Source organism: Ammoniphilus soli (assembly GCF_040813775.1).
The window spans coordinates 1-19,420 of sequence record NZ_JBEGDL010000011.1 but is presented as its reverse complement, the minus strand read 5'-3'; the positions used below and the strand labels follow the sequence as shown (position 1 = coordinate 19,420).

Annotated in this window: 19 protein-coding genes and 2 riboswitches; of the genes, 13 read left to right on the top strand and 6 right to left on the bottom strand. The window is 44.0% G+C overall.

Features of this window, described 5'->3' with window-relative positions; all coding sequences use genetic code 11:
- The first annotated feature begins 52 nt into the window (after nt 1-52).
- Complete coding sequence (locus tag ABLT31_RS20090; protein WP_367754967.1) at nt 53-595, top strand: CBO0543 family protein; 543 nt, start codon at nt 53-55, stop codon at nt 593-595.
- Between the two features lie 116 nt (nt 596-711).
- Nucleotides 712-1,104 carry a VOC family protein gene (locus tag ABLT31_RS20085; protein WP_367754965.1) on the top strand — a complete coding sequence of 131 codons (393 nt, stop codon included), beginning with the start codon at nt 712-714 and terminating at the stop codon, nt 1,102-1,104.
- A 50-nt stretch (nt 1,105-1,154) separates the two neighbouring features.
- Here the strand turns inward: ABLT31_RS20085 and ABLT31_RS20080 are convergent, their stop codons facing one another.
- From ABLT31_RS20080 to ABLT31_RS20065, 4 genes are all read right to left on the bottom strand, one after another.
- On the bottom strand, nt 1,155-1,511 hold the full coding sequence (locus ABLT31_RS20080) for a MerR family transcriptional regulator (protein WP_367754963.1): 357 nt from the start codon (nt 1,509-1,511) through the stop codon (nt 1,155-1,157).
- 219 nt (nt 1,512-1,730) lie between these two features.
- Nucleotides 1,731-2,609 carry a transglutaminase family protein gene (locus ABLT31_RS20075; RefSeq protein ID WP_367754961.1) on the bottom strand — a complete coding sequence of 293 codons (879 nt, stop codon included), beginning with the start codon at nt 2,607-2,609 and terminating at the stop codon, nt 1,731-1,733.
- Nucleotides 2,606-3,577 carry an alpha-E domain-containing protein gene (locus tag ABLT31_RS20070; RefSeq protein ID WP_367754959.1) on the bottom strand — a complete coding sequence of 324 codons (972 nt, stop codon included), beginning with the start codon at nt 3,575-3,577 and terminating at the stop codon, nt 2,606-2,608. Before ABLT31_RS20070 ends, ABLT31_RS20075 begins: the two co-directional genes overlap by 4 nt.
- A gap of 15 nt (nt 3,578-3,592) precedes the next feature.
- Entirely contained in the window at nt 3,593-5,077 is a 1,485-nt protein-coding gene (locus ABLT31_RS20065) for a circularly permuted type 2 ATP-grasp protein (protein ID WP_367754957.1), read from the bottom strand.
- 388 nt (nt 5,078-5,465) lie between these two features.
- On the opposite strand from ABLT31_RS20065, the gene ABLT31_RS20060 reads away from it, so the two are divergent.
- From ABLT31_RS20060 to ABLT31_RS20050, 3 genes are read left to right on the top strand one after another with little or no spacing between them, the layout of a single operon-like run.
- A complete protein-coding gene (locus ABLT31_RS20060; RefSeq protein ID WP_367754954.1) occupies nt 5,466-8,135 on the top strand; it encodes an ATP-binding protein in 2,670 nt (889 codons plus the stop codon).
- Nucleotides 8,132-8,995, top strand: a complete 864-nt coding sequence (locus ABLT31_RS20055) for a CheR family methyltransferase (protein ID WP_367754952.1) — start codon at nt 8,132-8,134, stop codon at nt 8,993-8,995. Before ABLT31_RS20060 ends, ABLT31_RS20055 begins: the two co-directional genes overlap by 4 nt.
- A complete protein-coding gene (locus ABLT31_RS20050) occupies nt 8,967-10,745 on the top strand; it encodes a response regulator (RefSeq protein ID WP_367754950.1) in 1,779 nt (592 codons plus the stop codon). The genes ABLT31_RS20055 and ABLT31_RS20050 overlap by 29 nt, the downstream gene beginning before the upstream one ends.
- Nucleotides 10,746-10,992: 247 nt before the next feature.
- On the opposite strand, the gene ABLT31_RS20045 is transcribed toward ABLT31_RS20050, so the two are convergent.
- Nucleotides 10,993-11,817 carry a stalk domain-containing protein gene (locus tag ABLT31_RS20045; RefSeq protein ID WP_367754948.1) on the bottom strand — a complete coding sequence of 275 codons (825 nt, stop codon included), beginning with the start codon at nt 11,815-11,817 and terminating at the stop codon, nt 10,993-10,995.
- A gap of 196 nt (nt 11,818-12,013) precedes the next feature.
- A riboswitch (cyclic di-GMP riboswitch) is annotated at nt 12,014-12,107 on the top strand.
- Nucleotides 12,108-12,121: 14 nt separating this feature from the next.
- Here ABLT31_RS20045 and ABLT31_RS20040 point away from each other — a divergent pair.
- Complete coding sequence (locus ABLT31_RS20040) at nt 12,122-12,262, top strand: hypothetical protein (protein ID WP_367754946.1); 141 nt, start codon at nt 12,122-12,124, stop codon at nt 12,260-12,262.
- A 61-nt stretch (nt 12,263-12,323) separates the two neighbouring features.
- Here ABLT31_RS20040 and ABLT31_RS20035 read toward each other — a convergent pair whose 3' ends face one another.
- Nucleotides 12,324-12,563 carry a hypothetical protein gene (locus tag ABLT31_RS20035; protein WP_367754944.1) on the bottom strand — a complete coding sequence of 80 codons (240 nt, stop codon included), beginning with the start codon at nt 12,561-12,563 and terminating at the stop codon, nt 12,324-12,326.
- 316 nt (nt 12,564-12,879) lie between these two features.
- Between ABLT31_RS20035 and cysQ the strand changes: the two genes are divergently transcribed.
- The 7 genes from cysQ to ABLT31_RS20000 form a co-directional block, all read left to right on the top strand.
- Nucleotides 12,880-13,668 carry a 3'(2'),5'-bisphosphate nucleotidase CysQ gene (cysQ, locus tag ABLT31_RS20030; RefSeq protein ID WP_367754942.1) on the top strand — a complete coding sequence of 263 codons (789 nt, stop codon included), beginning with the start codon at nt 12,880-12,882 and terminating at the stop codon, nt 13,666-13,668.
- Nucleotides 13,669-13,781: 113 nt separating this feature from the next.
- On the top strand, nt 13,782-14,717 hold the full coding sequence (locus ABLT31_RS20025) for an extracellular catalytic domain type 1 short-chain-length polyhydroxyalkanoate depolymerase (RefSeq protein ID WP_367754940.1): 936 nt from the start codon (nt 13,782-13,784) through the stop codon (nt 14,715-14,717).
- A gap of 189 nt (nt 14,718-14,906) precedes the next feature.
- Nucleotides 14,907-14,994, top strand: a riboswitch (cyclic di-GMP riboswitch).
- Between the two features lie 32 nt (nt 14,995-15,026).
- Entirely contained in the window at nt 15,027-15,212 is a 186-nt protein-coding gene (locus ABLT31_RS20020; protein ID WP_367754938.1) for a hypothetical protein, read from the top strand.
- 437 nt (nt 15,213-15,649) lie between these two features.
- Nucleotides 15,650-16,732 carry a DctP family TRAP transporter solute-binding subunit gene (locus ABLT31_RS20015; protein WP_367754936.1) on the top strand — a complete coding sequence of 361 codons (1,083 nt, stop codon included), beginning with the start codon at nt 15,650-15,652 and terminating at the stop codon, nt 16,730-16,732.
- Between the two features lie 83 nt (nt 16,733-16,815).
- Nucleotides 16,816-17,373, top strand: a complete 558-nt coding sequence (locus ABLT31_RS20010) for a TRAP transporter small permease (RefSeq protein ID WP_367754934.1) — start codon at nt 16,816-16,818, stop codon at nt 17,371-17,373.
- Between the two features lie 3 nt (nt 17,374-17,376).
- Nucleotides 17,377-18,654 (top strand): TRAP transporter large permease, encoded by a 1,278-nt coding sequence (locus tag ABLT31_RS20005; RefSeq protein WP_367754932.1) that lies wholly within the window; start codon nt 17,377-17,379, stop codon nt 18,652-18,654.
- Nucleotides 18,655-18,708: 54 nt separating this feature from the next.
- On the top strand, nt 18,709-19,420 hold a 712-nt coding region (locus tag ABLT31_RS20000; protein ID WP_367754930.1), incomplete at its 3' end, for an alcohol dehydrogenase catalytic domain-containing protein.

The following is a 19,420-nucleotide window of genomic DNA, read 5'->3' as shown; positions in this document are numbered from 1 at the left end:
TGGTCATTAATAATCGTAGAGGTGAAAGTAAAGATGCCCAAAGAACGATGTTATGATGAATCCAAAAGATAAAATGATTCAGCTCCAAAAACAAATTCATGAAATAACGTTAGAACATTGGTTGGATGAAGTATTCCTATCATTTCACTGGTGGATTATTATCATTGTTACCATAGGTTGGATTATAATTTGGTGGAAGCTAGTAGATCGTAAAAGATTAACAGAAGTATTATTATATGGGGCATTTATTGCTTTATTATCCACATTTGCTGACGTCTTTGGATGGAATTTCGGACTATGGAGTTATCATAATAAATTGATTCCCATATGTACACCGCTTATTCCCATTGATTTAATTATTATACCGATGACCTATATGCTGATTTATCAGTATTATACAAGTTGGAGTTCGTTCCTAGTTGCTAATTCAATAGTTGCTGTTGTCTTTGCCTTTATCGGTGAAAATATTCTTGAATGGATGGAATTTTACCAACCGCTTAAATGGAAGCACATTTATTCAGTTCCGGGATACCTGGGAATGGCTGTGTTATTCAAATGGTTAATGATTCAGGTCAAACAAATTCAAACCAATTGAATTTTTACACAAAAGTTAGTTAATTGACTAAAATAAAAAAGCTTAAACGAATGAAGCCATGTGATGAATATAGTATCATATTTGTAATGTCTTTTTTAAAAACTGGAGGAATAGGTATGGCTGTTAAAAAGTTAGAGCATGTCGGAGTCATGGTAAAAGATATGGAAGCATCCATTGCTTTTTATAAGGAAGTTTTGGGTATGGAGCTGCTAGGGAAGGCAGAACACCCCGATCCCAACATCAAACTGGCATTTTTGGGATTTAAAGATGCAAAAGAGACGGAGCTTGAACTCATCCAAGGGTATAATGACCAGCTTCCCCAAGAGGGAAAGGTTCATCATATTGCCTTTACCGTGGACAACATCGAAGAGGAAGTTCAGCGCTTAAAGCAGTTGGGAGTAGCCTTCATCGATAAGGAAATTACGACCCTGCCGAATGGTTCCCGATATATGTTCTTCTACGGTCCGGATGGAGAATGGATTGAGTTGTTCCAGTCTGCTCGGATTTAATTAAGTGCCTGTCACTACCCGGATTTTGTCGAAACAAAAGAGCGATTCACCTAATATAGGAATCGCTCTTTTTCTTTTGATAGAGGGTTTTGCAGGCTATCCTTTCTATTCTTGTAGAAGGTGGAATTCAATTGTCCTTGAATCATTTGGTTTCGAGCCTTTTCTTCGCGTTTGGCTTTTTCTTTTTCCAGCCTTCTGATCTCGAAGGTTTGTAATCCGTCCTCCATTTTATTGGCAATATCCATAAGTTTATCTATATCACTAAAAGAATATTTTCGCGTTCCGCCATTTGTGCGAGCTGGGAAAATAAGCTTTCGTTCTTCGTAATATCTAATCTGTCTGTCTGATAGGCCTGTCAACTCGCTGACAATACCAATGGTAATGACTTTTTTTTCGGTATACGACATGGTTTCTCCCTCTCCATTTATCGCTGATCAGTTCGTATTTCTTCTATTCGTTCGTTGATTAAATATACTTTTTTGGATAGTGTCAAACGAGAATCGAAGCTCAACTCCGAATTGTTAATCTGCTGTTCGAGTGATTTTTTTTCTGATAGGAGAGCTTCTATATTCGTCATAGAGGTTAACCTCGAATGAAAATTGCATAACTCTAGCAATAACACGTTTTTATCCCCCGTTCCCGTAGATTCGTTTTACATCCACTTTTACTTCCAACTGCTGCTGGTTCGTGCCTTGGTAGACGCCTTTAACCGGGACAATATCGCTATAATTGCGGCCGTGGCCGATTTTTACATACCGCCAGTCCATTTTCCCGTTATTGGTAGGATCAAAGCCGGTCCAACCGATTAAAGGAACATAGGCTTCCACCCAGGCATGGGAGGCATGCTGAACTTCGGTGTATCCGTCGCTTAAATCACCGATGAAATGATATCCGCTGACATATCGGGACGGTATGTTATGCATCCGGCAGAGGGCAATCATCAGATGGGCATAATCCTGACAGACCCCCCGCTTTAACTCCAATGTTTCTTCTACGGTGGTATGAACATGCGTTGCTTTTGTATCATAAGTCAAGTTGGAGTAGATGGCATTTGAAATGTTCTCAAGGAGCTGATAAACACTCTCTGCATGTAATGGGTTTATATTTTCAACGGAAAACGTTGTTAATTCCGCAGTGATCCGTGTGTAGTTTGTTTCCATTAAATATTCTGCATATTGATTCTGAAAGGGTTCACTCATAAGGATGTCCCGTTCGTCCACATAGGGAAGCCGCTGGGTGGGCTCATGATGGTTCTCCGTTGTCTCAACGATGGAATTCGAATAGATCAAAAGTTCTTCATGCGGAGCGGGAACGGTAAAATAATGGGCTGTATTGCCAAAGTAATCCTCATAGGAAAAGAGAGGGACTGATGGCTCAATCAAGATGGAATGCTCGCAGCATGATTGGTTAGCATCTGTTCTTGGCGTGAGCCGGATCTCATTGACACTGTCGGTTACCGGCTCTTGATAGGCGTATCTTGTAAGATGGGATATTTGTAATTTCACGCTGTAACGAACTCCTCTTGAAAGAAAGTTTTGGAAATCCCCAATCCGAGCTGGTGGCAGGACCTGAGCATGTCATGAAGCAGCTTCCATCCATCCTGTTCAGGATGGCCTTCATCAAGGCCGGACAGGATGGCTTTGATTTTTGCCGTCAGGAGAATCGCTTGATCGGAAACAACCGCAAAATCATAGTCTTGCTGCTTGATGGCGTTGAGGCAGCTTTCCAAAGAAGTTAAGGAAAATTGGACAGACCGGGGAAAAGTGGGATTGAGCATCATAAACTCAGCCGCTTTTGCGAAGCTGACGTCATTGGCGTGAAACCTGCGGAAGGCTTCATAACCGCCAACAGACTTTAGCAGCACGATCATCCGGTTATAATGATTCTGGTCTCGGAAAGGAAACCCATCGTGCATAAAGTTGGTATAGATGGTATGGAGAATGCGCACGGTGTTCTCCGCCCGTTCCATATACTTGCCCGCTTGAATGAAATTCCATTCGAGTTCCCTTACCATCAAGGAATCGGCCATACCGTTAAAGAGGGACAACCATTCTCTTACGCGCTGGTAGAACATGTGCGGCGATGGATTCATTAGGGTACTGATATCCTGTTCCATCAGCCACAGGTAAAAGGCGTTGATCGTATTCCATAGCTCGCTCGGCAGCAGCTGCCGCAAAGCCCGCATATTGTTTCGGCTTTGATAGATGCAAGAAAAAACGGAATTCGGATGGAGCCGCTCAAATGTCAAAAAGTGCAGGGCAGACGCTTCATTTACATCGGGATGTTTAGCCTTAAAAGCATGAACATCACCAATGGCTGCAACGAGTTTTTCCCATATATAGGCTTGTTCCGTTTCTATTCCTTTGAGTTCATGGCGCATATGATAATTTACATCAATCAATCGCGTGTGGTTTTCCGCCCGCTCCATGTACCGCCCTATCCAAAATAACAATTCAGCGCTGCGATTCATCATAATCATTCACCTCATTTAATTTTTGTGGGAGTCTCTTTGCAAAACCCATGTATCTTTTGTGCCGCCGCCCTGCGAGGAATTCACCACAAGGGAACCTTTTTGCAGGGCTACCCTTGTAAGTCCCCCTGGTACGACCTGGATATCCTGACCCATAAATACGAAGGCGCGCAAATCAATATGGCACGGAGCCACTTCCCTGCCGGCAAGAGAAGGAGAGCAGGACAGCTTAATCGTCGGCTGGGCAATATAGCGGTCCGGATGACGGACAATTTTTTCAGCGAAGGCCTGACGCTCTTGTTCGGATGCAGTCGGCCCGATCAGCATGCCGTATCCTCCGGAAAGGGAACGCTCTTTAACGACCATTTCGGCCAAGCGGGCAAGTACGTACTCCCTTTCTTCGGGCTTGGAAAGCATATAAGTCGGAACATTTTTCAGGATGGGCGCTTCATTCAGGTAATAGCGAATCATCTTCGGTACATAAGCATACACTGCTTTATCATCGGCCACACCCGTTCCCGGGGCATTGGCAAGAGCCACTTGACCGGCGCGGTACGCATTCATCAGCCCGGGCACACCCAGTAAAGAATCGGGGCGGAACGCGAGCGGATCAAGGAATTCATCATCAATTCTCCGATAAATCACGTCGACCTGCCGAAGCCCTTGAATGCCCTTTAAGTACACTTTTTGGTCAATGACGATTAAATCCCGTCCTTCCACCAGTTCGATCCCCATTTCTTGAGCGAGAAACGTATGGTCATAATAGGCCGCATTATGTACGCCCGGCGTAAGCAAGACGACCAGAGGATCCGGCTTGCCCTGGGGAGCCAGGCTGCGCAAACTGCTTAGCAAAGCGTTTAAGCCGTGGTCGATATCCTGGATTTGATGCTCAAAGAATAGCCTGGGGAAAAGATGCATCATCAGGGACCGGTTTTTATAGACATAGGACAATCCGGAAGGACTCCTCAAATTATCCTCCAAAACATAGAATTCGCCATTTTCGCCACGAATCAGGTCGATCCCGGACAGAGGGATATACACTTGATTCGGGATATCCAACCCGGCCATTTCCGGCCGGAAATAAGGATTGGTTACGATCATTTTTCTTGGAATAATGCCATCCTTAAGAATGTTTTGCTCATGGTAAACATCCCAAATGAAGGCATTTAAGGCACGGACTCTCTGTTTAAGCCCTTGTTCCAGGAGCGACCATTCATCCGCGGTGATGATCCGAGGAATCATATCAAAGGGAATGGTACGCTCCAGCGATGCATCCTCAGGGTTTTCGCTATACAAGGTGAAGGTGATGCCTTGTTTGACCATCTGCGATTGCATGAAAGAGTTTAGATTATTCAGCTCTTTTAGCTCCATCCCGGAGAATTGCTGGTAGACCCTTTTATATGAAGGCCTGACTTTACCGAGTGGATCAAACATTTCATCATAGAACATTAGATTAGAGTAATCCGAAAACGCGTGATTGTTTCTTGCCATCAGCATGACCATCCTTTTATCCCTCCAGGTATTATTCATGATTCGTATCGGTTATGTTAGTTTTTATTACACGACGATCAACACGGATAAGTATATGACAATCTGGAATTACTTGTATGTCGAAAGAAGTCTTTGATTTGTGTCTAATTTGTGACAAAAAATAAAGCGTTGTACATTATTTATAAAAAATATACGCAGATCGCAAATTTATGTAATGTTTAATTACATCGCATGTTGGGTAATAAAACAGAGTATTTGAGCTATAGACACCGATGAATCCGTTTTCTATGCTGATTTCTATTAATAGCCGTTTTGTCAAAATAAATAGGGATGGTATATGATAGGTACATCTTTTAGTGATGGAAAAAAATGAAAGTTTTATTTTTGACAGGAGGGACTCGTGAAGTTCACCATCGGCAAAAAATTAATTATCGGGTTTTTGTCTATTGCTGTTTTCTTTGGAGCCATAAGCGCCATCTTTTACTATTACATAGCAAAAGTGAACGATTCTTATTCGGATTTAATCAACCGCCGGGTACAGATCTTATCCAACGCTAAAAATATACAGGTTTTGGCGATCAAGCAAACTAATAGTTTGCGAGGCTATCTTTTGACGCAAAGCCCGGACTTTATCATTGAACTAAGAACGGCGAGTGCGGAGTTAAACCACCACATCAGTGAAATGAAATATCTGGTCACCCTGCCTGAATCGAAAGATACTGTAAGTAATTTGGAATCATTGAATCAAGAATTTCAGAAAAAATATGAGGTATTGCTGTCCATTTATCAAAATAAGGATGATCAGAACGAGGCATTGAACTATTTCATGAAAGAAGTTTTGCCGATCGGCATGCAACTTGAACCTCTCGCCCAACTCATAACGAATAGCAATCAGCAGTTAATGGACGAGGGAATAGAAGAGAATACCCAACTGGTTGAAAAAGTAAAAGCATCCACATTTCTTTTATGCATTTTTGCTTTTCTTTGTACAGTCATGATCGGCTTCCTGATATCGCGGAATATTACCAGAAATCTGTTTGAAGTTACGAAGGTGATATCCGGCGTTACCTCGGATTTTAAGGAAGCAGAGGCACCTCGGATCGAGGTTCATTCTCGGGATGAAATTGCGGATATTGCCCAAGCTTTCAATAAAATGGCGAAGTCCCTCAAAGAAAAAAGCTGGCTGGAAAAAAACATTGCAGAGATGGCCACCATGTATCAAGGAATTCATGATTTGAAGACCTTGGCTCGGCAGTTCATTACCAAGATTACACCGATGGTGGGAGCGGATTATGGCGCTTTCTACGTGAAAAGGGGAACCGGTGATGAAGAGGGCCTCCATAAGCTGGCAGCCTATGCGGATGGGAGGGAGAGCGATTCATTGGTTTTCCGCTTGGGTGAAGGGCTTGTCGGACAAGCTGCTTTGGAAAATCGAATGATGATGCTTACGGATATTCCCGGAAATCACGTTCAAATCACGTCCGGGATGGGAAAGTTCTCACCGTCAAGCCTGATCATCCAGCCGGTGGAATTTCAAGGAGAGGTCATCGCCGTGATTGAACTGGCATCCTTGAAGCCCATGAGCAAGATCCAGCAAATGCTGCTGAAGCAGGTGCTGAGTCATATGGGGATCACCATTGACAGCGTGACCGGCCGCATGAAGATTGAACATCTGCTGAGTGAAGCGAAGGCTCTAACGGATGAATTGCAGGTCCAATCGGAAGAACTGCAGCTGCAGCAGGAGGAATTGAAAAGCATTAACGACAAATTGGAGGAGCAGTATAAGCACGCTGAGCAGAGGTCAAAGGAATTGGAAAAAACAAAGATGGAGCTGGAGGACAAGGCGGTACAGCTAGCGTTAAGTTCACAGTACAAATCGGAGTTTCTCGCCAATATGTCACATGAGTTGCGAACCCCCCTCAATAGCTTGCTCATCTTGTCCCGCCTGCTGATCGATAATGAGGATGGCAATCTTACAGCCAAGCAAGTGGAATTTGCCAGCACCATCCATTCGTCCGGAAATGATCTGTTGCAGTTAATCAATGACATCTTGGATCTATCCAAAATCGAGTCAGGGAAAATCGACATGATCCCTGCCGAAGTGAACCTGGATCAGGTATGCTCCTTCATGAAGCGGCAATTTCTTCCTATAGCAGACGAGAAGGGTGTCGGGTTTGCCGTACAGCTGGATGCCGGGCTGCGGAAAACAATCTTTACGGATGAACACCGCTTACTTCAAATTTTGAGAAATTTATTGTCCAATGCTTTTAAGTTTACCGAAAAAGGTCAAGTCACCCTTCATATCCGCGAAACCGGAAAAGATACGCTGGCGAAGCATCCCGAGCTGGCCTTCACTGTAAAGGATACAGGCATCGGCATCGCAAAAGACCAGCAGAGTATTATATTTGAGGCCTTTCAGCAAGGGGATGGAAAGACCAGCCGGAAATATGGAGGCACGGGGCTGGGGCTATCCATTAGCCGGGAAATCGCCCAGCTGCTGGGAGGGAAGATTGACGTGGAGAGCGTGGCGGGACAAGGCAGCTCGTTTACCTTCTATTTGCCCATGCCTGAAGCGGAAAGGCCTGCTGCCGAAATTTCTAATCCAGAGGTTGCTGCCGCTCGTTCCGAATCCCCGGCAATAGATGGAGAGGATATCCTATCACAGGATAGGGCTCCCTTTTTGAAGGGGAAGAAAATCCTTATCGTTGATGATGATATGCGTAACATCTTTGCCATTACTGCGGCGCTGGAAAAAAAGCAAATGAAGGTCTTTTTTGCGGAAAACGGGAGGCAGGCCCTAAACGTTCTGGGAGAGAATCCTGACATCGATCTGGTCCTCATGGATATCATGATGCCTGAGATCGATGGCTTTGAGGCCATGCGCACGATTCGTAGCATGCCCCATTTCCAAACCTTGCCCATTATTGCGCTTACGGCTAAGGCGATGAAAAATGACAGGGAAAAATGCATGGAGGCTGGAGCGTCCGATTATATCAGCAAACCTGTAAAATTGGAGCAGCTTTTCTCGCTCATGCAGGTTTGGTTATACGATAGGTGGAATGAAAGATGAACCGATCCCGTCAGCCTGTCCCGTTGAACGGAAGGGAAGATACGGATGAATTGGAGAGAATGGAAATTGAATTTTTGCTTGAAGCTATTTTTCGGCGTTATGGATTTGACTTCCGAGACTATGTTTTTTCTTCCATTCAGCGCAGAATCATGCATCGGGTTGAATTGGAAAATTTGAGAAGCGTATCCGGCCTGCAGGAGAAAGTTCTTCATGATCCGCAGATGATGAAGAACTTATTGAACGATCTCTTGATTAATGTGACAGAGATGTTCCGGGACCCGGGTTTCTTTCTGTCCTTTCGTCAAAACGTCGTTCCTTTATTGAGGAATTATCCTGCTATCCGGGTGTGGCATGCAGGCTGTTCTACTGGTGAAGAGGTTTATTCGATGTCGATTCTCCTATATGAGGAGGGCTTGCATGAAAAAACGAGAATCTATGCCACGGATATGAATGAATCTGTCTTAAAAAAAGCCAAGCAAGGAGCTTTTCCTTTAAATAGAATGTCCTTGTATACAAGGAATTATCTAAAAGCCGGAGGAACGAGAGCGTTTAGCGAATATTACAGCGTGACAGGAGATCAGGCGGTTTTTCATCCGTTTTTATGCGAAAATGTTGTGTTTGCTCCGCATAATCTAGCAGTCGATCACTCGTTTAATGAATTTCACGTGATTCTTTGCCGGAATGTGATGATTTATTTCAATACGGCTTTGCAAAACCGCGTCCATGATTTGTTTCATGATAGTTTAGTTTTATCCGGGGTCCTGGGATTGGGACAAAAAGAGAATATTGCCTTTACCAGCAAAACTGCGTGTTACAAGGAGATCGATCCACATGAGAAACTATACTGCAAAGTTAAGTAGTGCTGCACAAAAAGTCAATATCCTAATGGTTGATGACCGTCCCGAAAATTTGTTAGCCCTCGAAAATGTGTTAACTTGCCCGGATTATCATTTGGTCCGTGCAACCTCCGGCGAGGAAGCGCTGAAGCATGTACTGACCGAAAACTTTGCCGTGATTCTGCTTGATGTGCAGATGCCGGGCATGGACGGCTTTGAAACGGCTCGAATAATCAAATCGCGGGACATGTCCATGCATATCCCGATTATTTTTATTACGGCTATAAGCCAAGCGATGGAGCATGTCAAACACGGTTATTCCGTAGGCGCCATTGACTATATCTTTAAACCGTTCCATCCGGAAACGCTGAAAATGAAAGTGGAGGCATTTGTCAAGCTGCATCAATACCAGGAGCAAATCAAGCTCCAGAATCAACTGCTGAAAGTCATCGGGGAAACCTCCATTGATACGATCGCTACCCTTGATGAAAAGGGAAGGCTGTTAACTGCCAATCCTGCCCTATGGGATATGTTTGGCTATACAGAGGAAGAATTGCTTGGACATCCCATCGATCAATTGGTTCCCGGACTGTTTGAGAATGGTTTCGATGAGCAAGCCGTAGGAACGGTCATCGAAACCGTTGCCTTGCGAAAAAATGCAGGCTACTTCCCCGCAGACATTCAAATTGGTGAAGCCAGCGTAGAGGGACATCGTATTTATATCTGTTCCATTCGTGATGTCACCGAGCGGAAATTGCTGGAGGAGGAACGGTTCCGCAAAATCTTTGACTCTACTCCCTGCTTAGTGGCCTTAAGATCACGAAAGGATCGGAGATATATCAATGTCAATGAAAGCTGGGTGCATCATACGGGCTTTCATTATGATGAAGTGATTAACCAAACATCGGACGTCCTGCAATATATCATCGATTCAGATGAAATGGGAGAACTGGTTCGAAATGCAAAGATCAGCTTTTTGACCAAGTCCGGAGACTTGAGAGAAGGACTCTTATCCACGGAAGTAATGGTGATCCATGGGGAGGAATGCCTTCTCCATGTGATCACGGATATTACGGACCGAGTGTTTTTGGAGAAAGAAATGGCCCGATTTGACCGTTTGAACATCATGGGGGAAATGGCAGCCGGGATTGTGCATGAAATCCGCAATCCGATGACGACCGTTCGCGGCTTTCTGCAAATGTCGAAAGACACCCCCGCGACCGACTATATCGATATCATGATTGAGGAACTCGACCGGGCCCATAACATCATTACGGACTTTCTATCCGTTTCAAAGCCCAATCCTACCAAGCGAAAGCTCAAGGAGCTTCATCCGATCGTAGAAACCTTATTTCCTCTGATTCAAGCGAAGGCATTATGCACCAATATCGATGTGAAGCTTGAATTGGAGCGATGCCGGCCCTTGTCATTGGATGAAAAAGAAATTCGCCAGCTGATCCTGAATCTTTCATTGAATGGATTAGAGGCGATGTCTGCCGGGGGAACGCTCACGATCAAAACCTACCAGAGGGAGAATGAAGTCATCTTGGAAATACAGGATGAGGGCTGCGGAATCAAGGAAGAACTGCTTGAAAAAATAGGCACCCCATTCTTCAGTACCAAGGTTCACGGCACCGGGCTCGGTTTATCCGTTTGCCATGGGGTTGCAGCCCGGCATGGCGCTGAGATCAAAGTGAAAACCAGCAAGGATGGTACGAGATTTTTTGTCCATTTTAAGAAAGCGGAGACGGGTCTAACCGGATTAGCCCCGTAAAAAAGGTTCAGAGTACCCTATCCGGAGAAGTCATTCAAAAACAACATGGCAATCGTCCCAATCTGGCTAAAGAATTTGTCCGTGCTGCATTTAAGCGAAGAGGGATTGTTTGTGCCGTGGAGATACTGTACGAATCCTTTTCAATGACTTTTCCAATCCCATGCAATAAAACGGGATTCGGTTGTTAAACAAGAAAAATGGTTGCGATAAAATATGCAACCATTTTTACATTTTATGGGTTTGTGAGTTATTTAGTAATTTCTTGGTTTAATACAAGATTGTAGTTTTTAATATCATACACCCTAACCTTTACTAAATTTCCTTCGTTATTGCTATCATTCTTAAAGAAGTTAACGTAGACTTGATTATCTTGGCAGGTCACTTTAATGAACGTGTTTTTATCGTGTTCAATCCTTTGGGAGTTCACCTTGGTGATGACATCATTCTGTATTTTGAAGAAAGAGATGTAATTTAGGCTATCATCTGACTTCCATAGGTTCTCATTCATCATAAATACACCATCATTTGCATTACCGTTTAGGCTGATTAGCGATTGATGGTACCCCGCGACATGAGTAGCATTCGTTGTATATCCAGAAATTTTGGTGACGGGAATGTTAAGGGTTTTATTCGTTGCAAAGTTCTGAATGAATGTCATGCCATTGGAGACCAGATCTGACACCCCGAAATATAAGTCATTGAATAAAGGAGCATATTTGGTGTATTGACCCCGACTATCTTGATTCTTTAATATCGCATCGTTCTTTTCCTTAATGGTTGGACCAATGGAACCGCCTTTTGGAGAAGATACCCGAACTGCTGGTGTTTTGTTATCCCATTCTTGGTGGACTCCTATCCCATTGGCTATGGTGGCGATAGGTGCGTAAACATTTCCGTTGTAGATGAACGGCTCAGCTTTGGTTTGGATCTTCTTTCCATCCACAATAAGTTGAATTTGCGCAAAACGAGCTTGAATGCTCTTCGTCTTAGCCGTCCAAGCAAAGGCTGAACCGGTTAAAAGCAACGTACCAGCAATCGTTCCTAAAATCACTTTCCTTGAAAATTTGAACATGTTCTTTCCCCTTTCGAAAGTGAACTCAATTCATCTGCGACAAACATGTAAGATTTTGCCATCACTATGTAATCTGACGCTTTATCCCCCACAATTGTTTCATCCATATTTAGAAAAAAAGAAAAGCACCACATTAGGCGCTTACATAAATGGACTTGTATTGGAAGTGTTTTCATATTAGAATGTAAGCATTCCTGACTGATAAAGGCAAAACCATTGAAAAGTGGTGACGCAAAACTATAGGGGCTTCATCGATCGATCGGCGATCGTTATGCCAGCCAGTATCCCAAAGGAGGAGCGCGATATGTTTGCACAACAAAAGAAAAATAAAAGGAAATCAGCAAAAACGGTTAGCGACCGCTATTTAACAAGGGCTGAACGAAAGGCTCTGGAATGGTATGAAAAAAGAAGATTAATAGAAGAAATGCAGCAAGCTGCTCAATGAAAACGCCCAAGTGGGCGTTTTATATTTTTTAGGGGAGTCCAAAACCTATCCAGAGGTTTTTTTACTGCAACCGCTTTGCTTGTGCTTTCATCAAATCCTGTTGGATTTCTTCTCGAACCTTACTGGCTTTTGTTCCTGCAAATCCAGGCTGCAAGGCATCTTGATAGCTGGGAGGTACGACTGGCGCTGTATCCCTAGCAATGTCCTCTTTCACTTCTTGGATGTTTGTCATCGAAAAGTCTGCATTAAGTATAGTCTGAGATCCATTCGGTTGATTTTGCCCGTTTTGATTTGAATTCATTTCTTGCTCCTCCTTAAAGAGATATCGAATAGGGTCCCCTACAATCTCCTCATTATGCAATGTTTAAGTTCCCTTAAGCGGATGGAAACAGGTTTTCAAGTCCCGCTTGAATTCCGGAAAGATTTTGACCTGTGGACGTATGGCCTGGACCATAGCTTCAGCTTCGTCGATCCCCTATCTTCTAGAAATGACTGGTATGCTACCAAGATGTAAGAGAAATAAAACCGCTTTTTATGGAATTGCCCGTTTTGATCGTTCGCATGATCTGGTAAGATTATGGTAGTTTATAATGCGAATAAAAGATAGGAGATCTGCAATGTCTATCATAAATTTGAATCATCTTATAGCAATAGCCCAAGAGGCGGGCCAAGCCATTTTAGAGATTTATCAGACAGATTTTACAATCGAAAACAAAGAAGATGACTCCCCGCTCACCTCGGCGGATAAAGCTTCTCATGCTATTATTGCAAAAGCCCTTAAAGAGTCGTATCCAGTTATTCCGGTTCTGTCTGAGGAGGGAAAGGGAGTGGCTTATGAGGAAAGGAAGAACTGGAATCGGTTCTGGTTAGTCGATCCGATTGATGGCACGAAGGAATTCATTAAAAGAAACGGCGAGTTTACCGTGAATATTGCTTTGATCGAAAACGGCTATCCGGTCTTGGGTGTGATCTATGCCCCTGCCTTAGGAACGCTCTATGTAGGCCAACAGGGGGAAGGAGCCTACAAAGTAGACGATAGGGGAATCAAGACAGAATTAAAGGTGAAGGCATTGGAAGAAAGCCAATACACTATCGTAGAGAGCCGGTCTCATCCTTCTCCAGAGGTGAATGAATATCTATCCAAGCTTGAAAAGCGGTTTACGCAAATTCGTCGAATTGAAAAAGGAAGCTCGTTAAAGTTTTGTGCTGTGGCGGAAGCTTTAGCGGATTCTTATCCCCGATTTGGCCCGACGATGGAATGGGATACGGCGGCTGGACAAGCGATCGTGGAAGCCGCAGGAGGAAAAGTGGTTAACCTTCAGGGGCAGCGTTTTTCTTATAATAAAGAATCATTGCTTAATGACTACTTTATTGCCCTCTCTCATGAGGTGGATACCATAAATTAACTTTAAATTTTGGTAAAGGACAAAAAGTGACATAATTTTACGACCACCCCTTGTTAAAATATAGCTGAAATTGATTTTTTTAAAAAATGAATCTTAGAGGGGTGGAAAGTAAAATGTCAAAATTTTTGCAGTTTCATTACGATGGGGAATATGTCCATGACAGTCTACTAGGTTTCACTTACAAATTATTCGTTCCAAGCGGATACCAAAAAGGGACAAAAGTTCCTTTAATGGTGATGGTCCATGGATGCAAACAGAATCCGGATGACTTTGCTGCAGGAACAAGAATGAATGAAATAGCGGAAAAGGAGAATTTCCTGGTTTTGTATCCTGAACATCCGATTCAAATTGAACTAGCTAATCCGGACGGCTGCTGGAGATGGTTTGAGGATCGAAATCTACACCGTGGAAGAGGCGGTGAACCCGATATCATCGTTGGTATGATTCACGAGGTGAAAAAACATTACAGCATTGATTCGAATCGAATTTTTGCTGCAGGACTTTCATCCGGTGCAGCCATGACTTCCAATTTAGGAGCAACATATCCAGATGTATTTAGCGGTATCGGCATATGTTCAGGCGTAGAATATTGCGCAGCAGATATTGAAGATCTGGAAAATCCATTGGCGGCAATGGACAAGGGTGGGGATGATCCATATAAAAGCGCAGAAAAGGCATTTCTGGAAATGGGAGCGAATAAACGAAAAATACCGGTTATTGTCTTCCATGGAACAAGCGATAACATCGTTCATCCTATAAACGCAGAACAGTTAATTACTCAATGGTCACAAACCAACTTCCTTGTCGAAGGCGGAATAGGAAAGGCGGAGATTATCCCAGCATCTGTACAAGCTGAAATTGTGAACGGTAGAAGCTATTTAAAGAATGTATACCATGATCAAAATGGCTATCCATTAATGGAATTGTGGTTGATCAACGGAATGGGACATGCTTGGTCTGGAGGAAGCTCTGAAGGATCGTATACGGATACGTTAGGACCGGACGCTAGTACAATCATATGGGATTTCTTCGTTAGGCATACGACCTAGTCTTGATTTAAAGAGTCGTTGGATCGATTAAGGCACCCGATTTGTGCAAAAACGATCGTTTCTATTTATTATTATTTTCCGATACTATAGAACTACTTGAATTTCCAAAAAATAGTCCTAATTTCTCACTCGTAAAGATGGTTCGATGTTCGTATTGTTTTAACCATTCTTTTACAGTATTCTCAATTTATAGAGACAAGGCAAAGCCATTGAAAAATGGTGACGCAAAGCTATAGGGACTAAATTGATTCATTCAATATGTCAGCCAGTTGCCTCCTAATTTTTCTTGATGAATAGGGAGGATACAGCATGTCTATGGAATTAGCAAATGAAACATTGGATTTCTTAACAGCGCTTCAAACATCAGACCCGGAGAAAGTATTTTCTGCATTAGTTAGAGTCATCCAATCGGACGAATACATAGAAGAACATACTAAAAATCAACGGGTTGAACAGCTTCTTCAGGCATATCAAATGGCGAAAAATATAGCTTAAAGTATTTATTTTCAGGATGGATGATGCTTGGACATGTCCATTCTTTTTTATGATCCTAAACCTAAACCATGTCACTCTGCTAAAGTATTAGAAAAGTTCCCGATTCTTTCATGAATCGGGAACTTTTCTGTTTCTTGAAGTTTTTTTTCAAATAGTTAACCGCTTTGTTGGAATTTTTCCTTTGGTTTGAGTACCTATGGAAGGCAGTTCTACCGGGGTTTGTTTGATTATGCTTATAGATCCATGCTAATCTCAAGAATGAAAAATATATTTATTTTTTTAAAAAAATATTGAAGAAAATTACCAACGGTGATAGAATAAATTCAACGAAGAAAATTTACAGAAACTTTTGAGTAAGGTGAAAAAACTTTGCGAAGATTCCAGACTTCTTTAAGAGTATGGCGGTCGCAACCATTCAGAATGCGGGGGGATAAAAGATGTTAAAGAAAGCGTTATCAGGACTAGGGGTTATCATGTTAGCGGTATCAATGACAGCTTGCGATACGGCAACCAATTCTTCTCAAGGAGATCAAGGAAGCTCCAGTCCGAAAACGGAGGCTCCAGCTGCGGATACGGGAAGCAAAGCGGAGAAGGTCACTTTCAACTTATCTACACCTGATCCTGACACCGCTTCCATTACGATAGCAGCTAACGAATTTGCCAAACTGGTCAATGAGAAGAGCAAAGGGTCCATTGAAGTGAAAGTGTTTCCAAGTGGTTCCCTATATGGGGGAGACCCTTCCGCAGCTGTCAAGCAGCTAGGTGCGGGGTCGCTGGATATGTTAGCCCTATCGACTTCTCTCTATGCCAACTTTGAACCGAAGTTCAGTGCGATTAGCATTCCATACTTATTCGATGATCGCGAACAGTTTATGAGTTACCTGAATGGGGAGCCAGGGCAGCAGCTTCTTCAGAGTATTGATTCGTTCAACATTGAAGGATTAGGCTACTGGGCAAGGAACTTCAGGCAGATTACGAATTCCAAGGGACCGATTCAAGAGCCAAGCGATTTGGAAGGAGTTCGTTTAAGAGTTCCGAATAACCCGCTGTGGGTGGAATTTTTCAAAGAGACCGGAGCTGTCACGACTCCTATGGCTTTCGGTGAAGTGTACAATGCCCTTCAGCTGAAGACGATCGATGGGCAAGAAAACCCGGCGGAAATTCCAATGAATGCGAAGTTCTATGAGGTTCAAAAATACTTAACGGTATCCAACCATATGGCAGACAGCTGGGTGATCGGAATCAATAAAGATAAATTCAATAAGCTGGCACCTGAGCAGCAGCAGGCCTTGAGGGAAGCCACTAAGGAAATTCAGGAATGGGCGCTTGACTATGATCAGAAGCAAGAAAATGAAGCGATTGAGTTCCTGAAGGGGAAAGGGATGGAGGTCAACACGCTCACACCTGAAAATCATCAGAAATTCGTAGATATTTCTAAGCAGCTTTATCCTAAGTTTAAGGACCTAGTAAAAGATGAGGCTTTCTTCAATACGACGCTCAAATTTGTAGGAAAAGAGTAGAGTAACTAAATGAAGGCAAGTGGAAGGAGGATCGGCCTTCCGCTTGCAACACCAACTATTTTTGTAGAGGGAGATCGTTCAAATTGAAAACCTCAACAGTCAACAATACAACGCCTGATGAAAAACCGTTGGGTGTGACAACGGAAAAAGGAAATAAAATGAAAGAATTCTTTAAGTATGCAAATAAAAGTTTCGATCTAACAGCTATATTAGCGACCTTTGCGATCATTCTGACCGTGCTGTTGCAGATTGGAGGCAGACTGATGGGAAGTCCGGCTCCCTGGACAGAAGAAGCCACGAGGTTCATTTTCATCTGGATGATCTTTTTGGGTATTGGAATCGGCTTTCGCCAAGCGGAGTCGGCAAGGGTGACGTACTTTCTGGCTTGGATGCCTAAAATTGTGCAGCGGGGTTCGACATGGCTCTACATAATCGCCACGATCGGGTTTTTCGCATTCATGCTGGTTACGGGAACCCAATTGATGCTGCAGCAATTTAACATGAATGAGATGGGGTCAGCTCTTAGGATTCCCATGTGGATTATCGGACTCAGTCTCCCGGTTTCGGCTATCGTTGGTATTCTGGGTGTGATTGAATCGTTCCTGTTTCATCGAGATTTGCTGGAACCGGAGGAGGAATAGGTTATGTCGATTGCCCTTCTTGTTATCTTTTTTATCCTAATGTTCCTAGGTCTTCCGATTGCTGTAGCCCTGGGAATCTCATCCGTCCTTGTATTGCTCCTGTTTGTGGATATCCCTCTGAATCTGGTCATCCAATCGATGTTCAGTTCGATGAACAGTTTCCTGATGGTTGCCGTACCCTTGTTCATTCTCGCAGGGATTCTGATGGATGAAGGTAAGGTGGCTGAGAAAATCAATGATTTTGCAGCCAGTCTGGTAGGCTGGATCACGGGAGGTTTAGGGCATGTGAACATTCTGGCGAGTATGATCTTTGCCGGAATGGCAGGGTCTTCCGTAGCGGATATCGCAAGCACGGGGAAGATGAGCATTAATGCCATGGTCAAAAACAAGTACCCTGTTGAATATGCGACAGCTCTAACCTTGGTTTCCGCCATGCTGGCTACGATTATTCCTCCCAGCATTCTGATGGTGATCGCAGCTTCCACTGCGGGAGTGTCGATTGGGGCTGCCCTAGTCGGCGGACTCATTCCAGGGGTCATCATCTCCGTATTATGGATGATTTATAACTATTACTATTGCAAGAAGCACGGGATCGGTGAGCGGGTTCCTTTTCAATGGAAGAATTTAATTGAGAGTTTTACTCATGCCTTCCCGGCCTTGCTGGCGCCGCTCATTTTGCTTGGGGGAATTCTAAGCGGTTTCTTTACCCCGACGGAAGCAGCGGCGATTGCCGCCATCTATATTCTTTTCATCTCTATGTTTATCTATAAGACGATACGGTTCAATCAGCTTCCGAGAATCGCGTTCCTCACGGCCAAAATGACGGGAACCATTCTTTTTATCGCAGTGACAGCGAAGCCGGCAAGCTGGATTCTCGAATATGATGGCCTGCCATCACGGATTGCTAGCTTAATCGGGGAAGCTTCAACCCATTCCATTGTCATCATGCTTCTGCTCTTTATTTTTCTGCTGATTGTGGGCATGTTTATGGACGCTACGGCGGCGATCTTTATCCTGATTCCGATCTTGCTCCCGACCATTCATGCCGTTGGAATTGACCCTGTGTTTTTCGTAATCTTTATGGTTATCGTCTTGTCTTTTGGTTTGATTACACCGCCTGTCGGGGTATGCCTTTATGCCGTATGCAATATCACTGGGCTTAAGATGGAGAAGGTGACGCGCAGCACGCTGCCTTGGATGGCTGTTACGGCAGGAATTATTCTCATTTTCGTGCTTTTCCCATCCTTGATTACGGTCCCGATCCAATGGTTTGGGATGTAAAAGACAGTAAGAAATCTACTATATACGAACATCAAAATGAAGGAGTGGACAACAATGAAAGCAGCGATCTTTCACGGACCAGAGAACATCTCATTAGAGGAAGTGCAAACGCCGGAAATTAGTGAAGAAGAAGTTTTAGTGAAGATTTATGTCAGCGCCGTGTGCGGGACGGATGTGCGAATTTTTGACGGAAAGAAAACGAAAGGCGTTCGAACGCCCTCCATTATCGGCCATGAAATGGTGGGAACGGTGGAAAAGGTAGGGAACCAGGTGCAGGAGTTCCAAGTGGGGGATCGCGTGGGGATTATGCCTGTCATCCCTTGCCGGAAGTGCCACTACTGCTTGAACAACCGGGAAAACGCTTGTGCGAATCGAACAGCGATCGGGTATGAATTCGATGGCGGGTTTGCGGAATATGTGCGGATCCCAAGGGAAGCCCTGGAATCGGGCAACCTCGTGAAGATCCCCGACCATGTTCCGTTCGAGCAGGCGGTCGTGGTGGAGCCGCTAGCGTGCTGCATTAACGGGCAGCGCAAGGCGAATGTTTCGATGAACGATACGGTCGTGATCATCGGGGGAGGCCCGATTGGACTGATGCATGTCCAGCTGGCGAAAGCGGCAGGCGCGCGCCAAGTCATCCTGAGTGAGCCGATCGATCATCGCCGGGAAAAGGCTTTGATCGCCGGGGCGGACCTCGTGGTAAATCCGGAAGTGGATTCGTTGCATGATTTGGTCATGAAGGAGACGGATGGACTGGGAGCCGATG

Coding starts and splice junctions, on each gene's coding strand:
- ABLT31_RS20090 (WP_367754967.1), top strand. CDS start 53: ATGATGAATCCAAAAGATAAAATGATTCAGCTCCAAAAACAAATTCAT.
- ABLT31_RS20085 (WP_367754965.1), top strand. CDS start 712: ATGGCTGTTAAAAAGTTAGAGCATGTCGGAGTCATGGTAAAAGATATG.
- ABLT31_RS20080 (WP_367754963.1), bottom strand. CDS start 1,511: ATGTCGTATACCGAAAAAAAAGTCATTACCATTGGTATTGTCAGCGAG.
- ABLT31_RS20070 (WP_367754959.1), bottom strand. CDS start 3,577: ATGATGAATCGCAGCGCTGAATTGTTATTTTGGATAGGGCGGTACATG.
- ABLT31_RS20065 (WP_367754957.1), bottom strand. CDS start 5,077: ATGGTCATGCTGATGGCAAGAAACAATCACGCGTTTTCGGATTACTCT.
- ABLT31_RS20055 (WP_367754952.1), top strand. CDS start 8,132: ATGAACCGATCCCGTCAGCCTGTCCCGTTGAACGGAAGGGAAGATACG.
- ABLT31_RS20050 (WP_367754950.1), top strand. CDS start 8,967: ATGAGAAACTATACTGCAAAGTTAAGTAGTGCTGCACAAAAAGTCAAT.
- ABLT31_RS20045 (WP_367754948.1), bottom strand. CDS start 11,817: ATGTTCAAATTTTCAAGGAAAGTGATTTTAGGAACGATTGCTGGTACG.
- ABLT31_RS20040 (WP_367754946.1), top strand. CDS start 12,122: ATGTTTGCACAACAAAAGAAAAATAAAAGGAAATCAGCAAAAACGGTT.
- ABLT31_RS20035 (WP_367754944.1), bottom strand. CDS start 12,563: ATGAATTCAAATCAAAACGGGCAAAATCAACCGAATGGATCTCAGACT.
- cysQ (WP_367754942.1), top strand. CDS start 12,880: ATGTCTATCATAAATTTGAATCATCTTATAGCAATAGCCCAAGAGGCG.
- ABLT31_RS20025 (WP_367754940.1), top strand. CDS start 13,782: ATGTCAAAATTTTTGCAGTTTCATTACGATGGGGAATATGTCCATGAC.
- ABLT31_RS20020 (WP_367754938.1), top strand. CDS start 15,027: ATGTCTATGGAATTAGCAAATGAAACATTGGATTTCTTAACAGCGCTT.
- ABLT31_RS20015 (WP_367754936.1), top strand. CDS start 15,650: ATGTTAAAGAAAGCGTTATCAGGACTAGGGGTTATCATGTTAGCGGTA.
- ABLT31_RS20005 (WP_367754932.1), top strand. CDS start 17,377: ATGTCGATTGCCCTTCTTGTTATCTTTTTTATCCTAATGTTCCTAGGT.